Here is a 7,206-nt window from a genome sequence, read left to right as displayed (position 1 = left end):
GGCGGCGGGACGCGTGCGGAGCGGCGTTCGGGGGAAATGCGTTGCGGCGCCCGGTGATCGCGGCGGCGGGTGCGCGGTGGAGAAACGGAAATGGTGCCGTTCAGCCAAAACTGCTATTCGGGGGAAGTGGTCGGTCGCGGGGGCGGAAATGATCCGCCGGGTTTCGTCCCGTTCCCCGCCGCGGTCCGTTGTCGGGGCGCGGCGGAGAACGGGATCGGGTCGTCCTCCCGGTGCGGCGGGCCGGCTCACCGGCGGGCGGCACCGCTAATCGCGAGTTGTTCTCCTCAAGGCCCCACGTAGTTCTGGGCGAAGTACCCGGCCGACGAGCGCGAGCCGATCAGGTGCTCCAGGCGGGCCTGCCCCAACCGGCTCAGGAACGGCTCCGGCGAACGGTGGATCATGAACACCATCCACTGCGAGAACTCCTGCGCACGCCACACGCGGCGCAGGCACACCTCGGAGTACGAACGGAGTCCGCTGTCATCACCCGTTCGGTGGTAGGACGTCAGGGCGGCCGCCAGCACCTCGGCGTCGTGCAACGCGAGGTTCATTCCCTTCGCGCCCACCGGCGTGATGATGTGCGCGGCGTCGCCGAGCAGGTACAGGTTCCCGTGGTTCATCGGTTCGACCACGTGGCTGCGCATGTCCAGGATGCGCTTCTCGATGATGCGCCCCTCGACCAGCTTCCAGTCGGAGTCCTTGAGCGCCAACCGCTTGTGCAGCTCGGCCCACACCCGCTCGTCCGGCCAGTTGTCGACGGTGTCGTCCACCGGGACCTGGAGGTAGTAGCGCGAAACCGTAGAACTGCGGAGCATGTGCCCCGCGAATCCATCCGGGTGAAGCGCGTAAATCACCTTGTGGGTGGATGGCGGGGCCTCCGCGAGGATGCTCAGCCACTCGATGCCGTGCTGGTGGCTGAACTCCTGCACCGCGCCCGGCGGGATGCTGCGCCGCGTCACGCCGTGGAAGCCGTCCGCGCCGGCGATGAACGAGCACTCGAGCCGCTCGCGGGTGCCGTCGGCGTTCGTCCAGCTCAGGGCCGGTTCCGGCGTCTCGATGTCGTGCAGTTCGACCTCGCTGACCGACCACCGGACGTCGCCGCCGCGCTCGTCGACGTAGTGCCGCGCGAGGTCCTGGACGACCTCCTGCTGCGGGTAGATGTAGTGCGTCTGGCCGTCGTACAGGGTGGCGTAGTCCACCTCGTGCGCGACGCCGTCCACCCGGAACTCGCAGGAGCCGTGCCGATCCGCCTCTCGGAGCAACCGGTCGGCCAGCCCGTGGGCGGCCAGCATCTGCACCGCGCGGTGCTCCAGCACCCCCGCGCGGGGCCTGTTCTCGATGTACTCGCGAGTGCCTTTTTCCAGCACAACGCAGGGGATACCGGCTTCGCGGAGCAGGTTCCCCAGGGTCAACCCGGCAGGGCCCGCGCCGACGATGCCCACGGCACGCCGGTTGCTCTGTACGGCCCATTCGGAGTCATGATCGATCACCGCATACCCCAACCTCTGGACAGCCTGTGCAAAGATGCTCACCGAAGGTAGTGGATCAGCCTTCGAGTGTCGGTCGACTGGGGTCTTGTCGAGCCACCCGCATCACTTTGAGTGGTTCACAGCGCCCCCGTCGCCCGTGCATCCTGCCCCCGCAAAGTCGCCACTCCAACAGGAGATGCACCCCATGACTCGAAGAGTCGGCCTCTCGGCACGAAGGATTCTCGGCGTTCTGTCCGCTGTCGCCCTCCTCGCCACCGTGTCGGGCTGCGGCCTGCTCGGCGGCGAGGAGGAGAAGCCCGCCGAGTCCGCCGGATCGGGCAAGGTCGAGAAGGCCAAGATCAAGCTTGGCCTGCTCCCCATCCTCGACGTCGCGTCGGTCCACGTCGCGATCAAGAAGGGCTACTTCCAGGAGGAGGGCCTTGAGGTCGAGGTCGTCAAGGTCCAGGGTGGCGCCACGGCCATCCCGAGCATGATCAAGGGCGACCTGGACGTCACCTTCGGCAACTGGGTCTCGTTCATCCTGGCGGAGTCCAAGGAGAGCGCGAAGGGCGTCGGCGGCCTGAAGCTCATCAACGACGGCTACCAGACCAAGCCCGACATGTTCCTGATCCTCGCCAAGGCCGACTCGCCGGTGAAGTCGCCCAAGGACTTCGAGGGCAAGACCATCGCGATCAACACGTTCGCGAACATCGCCGAGCTGACCGCGAAGGCCACCCTGGAAGCCGCCAACGTGGACCTGTCGAAGGTGAACTTCAAGGAGTTCGCCTTCCCGGACATGGAGGCCGCCGTCCAGAACGGCACGGTCGACGCCGCGTTCATGGTGGAGCCGTTCATCAGCCGGGCCCAGCGCAACAGCGGCCAGGTCACCGTGCTCGACGCCGCGTCCGGTCCCACGGACGGCATCCCGATCGGCGGCTACGCCACCACCGGCAAGTTCGCCGAGGAGAACCCCAAGACCGTCGCGGCGTTCCAGCGCGCGATGGCCAAGGGCCAGCGCGACGCCGCCGACCGCCCCACGGTGGAGCCGCTGCTGGTGGAGTACGCCGGTGTGGACAAGGAGACCGCCAGCCTCGTGCACTTCGGCGAGTTCCCGACCTCGTTGGACGCCACCCGGTTGCAGCGGGTCTCGGACCTGATGGCAACCTATGGCCTGCTCGAGGAGAAGTTCGACGTGAAGCCGATGCTGGTCAGCAGCTCCGGCAGCTGACCGCTCCGGGGGGAGCCCGGTTGGTCGTCGGGCTCCCCTCGCGTGTTTCCCGTTCGGGTCTCCAGCGTGAAATAGCCGTGAACGTCGGTTAGCGATCGTTTAGCGCGCCCAGCAGGGCACTGCGAGACAATGGTTGATTGGCAAACTACCGGCTACCTGGTCCGAACGGCGGTATGACTCCCGGGTTTTTTCCATGAAGATCGCCCGGGTTTGCAGGCAGATGTCGTTTCACTGGCTGGGGGGCTGGGGAGTGTGCTGACGGTGCGCGGTCACGACGACCACGCCTCCGGGGAAGAACCGGAGCGGATTCAACTCGACGCGGGTGACGCCGGTAACGGGCGGCCACCCGACTCGGGTCCCAGCACAGGCGCCGTGCCCGCCGACCGGGGTGTGTCCCGGTGGCGTCTGCGGAACTGGCGCCTGCGCAGCAAGCTCGCCGTGGTGCTCCTGGTGCCCGCGCTGAGCACCCTGACCCTCGCGGGGCTCCGGCTGAACACGCAGCTCGACGACGTCGAGCTGTTCGGCAAGGTGCAGCGGGAGCTCCAGCTGTCCGCCCAGGCGGCCGCGGTGTCCGACGCGCTCCAGCTCGAGCGCGACGCCGCCGTGTGGTTCGTCGCGGGCGGCCGCACCGAGAACGCCGCCGAGCTGGTCACGCGGTCCAGCAAGGTCGACGTCGAGGTCGGCCGGCTCAGGGACGTCGCCGCGTCCACCACCGGCATCGAGCAGTCGGTGTCCGACGCGTTCCAGCGCGCCCTCCAGTCGCTGGACGGCCTGAACTCGTTGCGCAACACGGTGACCAACAGCCGGTACCCCGACGTGTCGGTCCACACCGCGTACGGGCAGCTGCTCACCGCCCTGTCCCAGGTGCACCGCGCGACCGCGAGCAGCCTGAGCAACGAGACCATCAACCCGCTGTCGGGTGCCAACCTCGCGCTCTACAACGCGAAGGAGCAGCTGTCGCAGCAGAACGCGATCCTGCTGGCCACCGCCGAACGCGGCGGGTTCGCGCCGGGCCAGGAGAGCGCGCTGCGCTCCGCGCAGTCCCGGTTGGACGCCGCGCTCGCCGAGTTCTCCGGCACCGCGAGCCAGGAGAACCGCCAGTTGCTGGCCGACACCGTGTCCGGTCCCGCCGTGGACGGTCGCAACCGGCTCGTGCAGCTCGCCCTGGTGCAGCAGGCCGACGAGGGCTCGGTCGCCATCGACAGCGCCGCCGTCATGAGCCTCGGCGAGGAGACCGCCGGTCTGCTCAGGACGGTCTCGCAGGACATCGAGCGCCAGGCCGACGCCGCCGCGGTGGACCTGACCGAGAGCGCCCGCGCCGCCGCGTGGCGCGACGCGGCCCTGGTGGCCGTGGCGCTGATCATCGCGTTCGCCCTCATGGCGTTCGTCGCCCGCTCGATGCTGACGCCGCTGCGCGTGCTGCGTCGCACCGCCCTGGACGTGGCCCGCAACCGGCTGCCCGACGCCATCAAGCGCATCCGCCAGCACCGCGACCCCGAGCGGGCGGCGGAGGAGGCGCTGGTGCCGGTGCCGATCCACACGACCGAGGAGGTCGGCCAGGTGGCGCGGGCGTTCGACGCCGTGCAGCGCGAAGCCGTCCGCCTCGCGGTCGAGCAGGTGGCCCTGCGCGCGAACGTCAACGACATGTTCATCAACCTGTCCCGGCGCTCGCAGGCGCTGGTCGAGCGGCAGATCACCGTCATCGACCGGCTGGAGCAGGACGAGCAGGACCCCGACCAGCTGGCCAGCCTCTTCGAGCTGGACCACCTGGCCACCCAGATGCGCCGCAACAGCGAGAACCTGCTGGTGCTCTCCGGCACCACGGTCAACCGCCGCGTCACCCGGCCCGTGCCGATCTCCGAGGTGCTCGGCGCCGCGGTGTCGGAGGTCGAGAAGTACGCGCGCGTCCAGATCGCGCCCGCGCCGGAGCTGAAGATCCAGGGCCGCGTGGTCAACGACCTCGCGCACCTCATCGCCGAGCTGCTGGACAACGCGACCGCGTTCTCCAAGCCCACCACCAAGGTCACGGTGCGCGCCATAGAGACCCGGCGCGGCGAGGTGTCCATCCGCATCCACGACCGCGGCGTCGGCATGCAGGAGCAGGACATCGCGGAGGCCAACGCCAAGCTCGCCGAGCCGCCCGAGGTCGACGTGTCGGTGGCGCGCGAGATGGGCCTGTACGTGGTCGGCCAGCTGGCCAAGCGCCACAACATCCGGGTCACGTTGAACAACAACGACGACATAGAGGGTGGCGTCACGGCGCAGGTGGTCCTGCCGGTCGACCTGCTGCACCGCGGCCCCGAGCCGCTCACCGCGCGGCCCGCGCCGGCGGCCCTGCCGCCGCGCCCGGCCAACCTCGAACTGGAGGAGAGCGGCGTCGGCGTGCTGGCCGGCGTGCCCAAGTGGACGCCGGACGCCGCGCCCGGCGACTACGCGCCCCCGGCGCCGCCGCCCGGTCCGGCCCCGCAGGTCGTGCACACCCACGAGGCCGAGCCCAACGGTTTCTTCGAGGTCGAGCAGACCTCGGCGGCCGACCTGTTCACCGCCACCGTCGACGAGGCGGTGCCGCCGCCGGGCGAGCCGCTGATCGACTACTCGTACCCGCCCGCCGACCGGGCCAAGCCCGCGCCGCCGGTCGAGGAGGAGGACGACGCCTCGACCCAGCGCCTGCCGATCTACGAGGACGTGTTGTCCCGCTGGTTCCAGGGCGCCGAAGGCCCTGAGGCGACGGTGCGCGGCGACCTGGGTGGCGACGTGCCGCCGGAGTCGGCCGCCGAGAAGACGATGTTCGCCGACCGCACCGACCTGATGGACGAGTCGAACGGCTTCGGCTCCTCCCCGGACCGGGGTCGCGCCGAGCCGGGCTTCCCGCCCCGTCCCGACCAGGGCGCCGCGCCCCACCAGGCGGCGTCCGGTTCGACCGCGTCGGAGAAGACGGTGTTCGCCGACCGCGTCGACCTGGTCGGCGGGGAGCAGGAGCAGGCTCCGCTGCCCGCCAGGCCGGTGCCGCCCACGCCCCGCGGCTCCACCCCGGCGGGCCTGCCCAAGCGCGAGCCCGCGCCGTCGGCCATCCCGTCGTCGGGCGGCCCCGGCTGGGGCTCGGCGGACGACGGCTGGTCGGCCGCCACGAACCTGCTCAAGGCGCCGGTGGACGACACCACGACCGCGGGCCTGCCCAAGCGCGTGCCCAAGGCGCGCCTGGTGCCCGGTTCGCTCACCGCGCCCTCGCCCCGCGCGTCGGCACCCACCGGCCCCCAGCCGGCGGCGGGCTCGGCGCCCTCCGGCCTCGCCACCGCGACGCCGCCGCGCCGCTCGGCCGACAGGCTGCGGCAGCGGTTCGCGACCTACCAGCGAGGTGTGCAGCTGGGCCGCGAGTCCAGCGAAGACAGCGCCATGCCCTGGGAGGGCTTGTCGTTCGGCAACGCAGACAACAAGGAGCAGAAGTGACCACCGCAGCCGAAGAAATTGACAACTTCAGTTGGCTGGTCGACGACTTCGTCAGCAGGGTCGCGGGCGTCGCGCACGCGATCGTGGTCTCCGCGGACGGCCTGTTGCTGGCCTCCTCGTCCCGGTTGCCCATCGACCGCGCCGAGCAGCTCGCGGCCGTCGCGTCCGGCCTGGTCAGCCTCAACCTCGGCGCGGCGCGCTGCTTCGAGGCCGGTGACGTCAAGCAGACCGTGGTGGAGATGGAGCGGGGCTACCTGTTCCTGATGTCCATCAGCGACGGTTCCTGCCTGGCCGTGCTGGCCGCGCCGAACTGCGACATCGGCCTCATCGGCTACGCCATGACGCGGCTGGTCGAGCGGGTGGGCGTCCAGCTCACCCCGGAGATCCGCTCGCAGCTGCACGTCGCGATGCGCGGCTGAGACCGCACCGACCACTAGGGAAAGCAGAGCAACATGAGCGGTGGCGTTCCCGGCCGGCCGGGGTCACCCGCGGTGAGCCCGACCGTCACGTCGACCAAGATCGTCGTGGCGGGCGGGTTCGGCGTAGGCAAGACGACGTTCGTCGGTTCCGTGTCCGAGATCGTCCCGTTGACCACCGAGGCGGTGATGACCGAGGCCAGCGTCGGGGTGGACGACCTGTCGGGCACGCCGAACAAGGTCACGACGACGGTGGCCATGGACTTCGGCCGCGTGTCGCTGGACCAGGACCTGATCCTGTACCTGTTCGGCACGCCCGGCCAGCACCGGTTCTGGTTCATGTGGGACGACCTGGTGCGCGGCGCCATCGGCGCCGTGGTGCTGGTCGACACCCGCAGGCTGTCGGACGCGTTCGCCTCGATCGACTTCTTCGAGGACCGCGAACTGCCGTACGTGGTGGGCGTGAACTGCTTCGACGGGCTGCTGCACCACCGCATCGAGGACATCCGGGAGGCGCTGACGATCGACCAGGCGGTGCCGATCGTGCCCTGCGACGCGCGGAACCGGCAGTCGACCAAGCAGACGCTGATCACGCTGGTGCAGCACGCGATGAGGCTGCCGACGTTCGCCTGATCCCCACGACGGC

Annotated in this window: 5 protein-coding genes; 4 read left to right on the top strand and 1 reads right to left on the bottom strand. The window is 70.2% G+C overall.

The annotated features are described in order from the left end of the window. Window positions 1-284: 284 nt before the first annotated feature. Complete coding sequence (locus ACFV4N_RS32685) at window positions 285-1,442, bottom strand: 4-hydroxybenzoate 3-monooxygenase (protein ID WP_499676503.1); 1,158 nt, start codon at window positions 1,440-1,442, stop codon at window positions 285-287. Between the two features lie 304 nt (window positions 1,443-1,746). On the opposite strand from ACFV4N_RS32685, the gene ACFV4N_RS32680 reads away from it, so the two are divergent. The 4 genes from ACFV4N_RS32680 (at window position 1,747) to ACFV4N_RS32665 (ending at window position 7,193) form a co-directional block, all read left to right on the top strand. Further along, window positions 1,747-2,697 carry an ABC transporter substrate-binding protein gene (locus ACFV4N_RS32680; RefSeq protein ID WP_499676502.1) on the top strand — a complete coding sequence of 317 codons (951 nt, stop codon included), beginning with the start codon at window positions 1,747-1,749 and terminating at the stop codon, window positions 2,695-2,697. A gap of 372 nt (window positions 2,698-3,069) precedes the next feature. Continuing rightward, complete coding sequence (locus ACFV4N_RS32675; RefSeq protein WP_499676501.1) at window positions 3,070-6,144, top strand: sensor histidine kinase; 3,075 nt, start codon at window positions 3,070-3,072, stop codon at window positions 6,142-6,144. Then, the gene (locus ACFV4N_RS32670) at window positions 6,141-6,563 is read left to right on the top strand and encodes a roadblock/LC7 domain-containing protein (protein WP_499676500.1); all 423 of its coding nucleotides are present in this window, start codon (window positions 6,141-6,143) and stop codon (window positions 6,561-6,563) included. Before ACFV4N_RS32675 ends, ACFV4N_RS32670 begins: the two co-directional genes overlap by 4 nt. 33 nt (window positions 6,564-6,596) lie before the next feature. Continuing rightward, complete coding sequence (locus ACFV4N_RS32665) at window positions 6,597-7,193, top strand: GTP-binding protein (protein ID WP_344040493.1); 597 nt, start codon at window positions 6,597-6,599, stop codon at window positions 7,191-7,193. Window positions 7,194-7,206 lie beyond the last annotated feature (13 nt).

The sequence above is a fragment of the Actinosynnema sp. NPDC059797 genome, assembly GCF_042732085.1.
Lineage (GTDB): Bacteria > Actinomycetota > Actinomycetes > Mycobacteriales > Pseudonocardiaceae > Actinosynnema.
The sequence above is the reverse complement of the archived record's forward strand: the minus strand, read 5'-3'. Positions and strand labels throughout refer to the sequence as shown.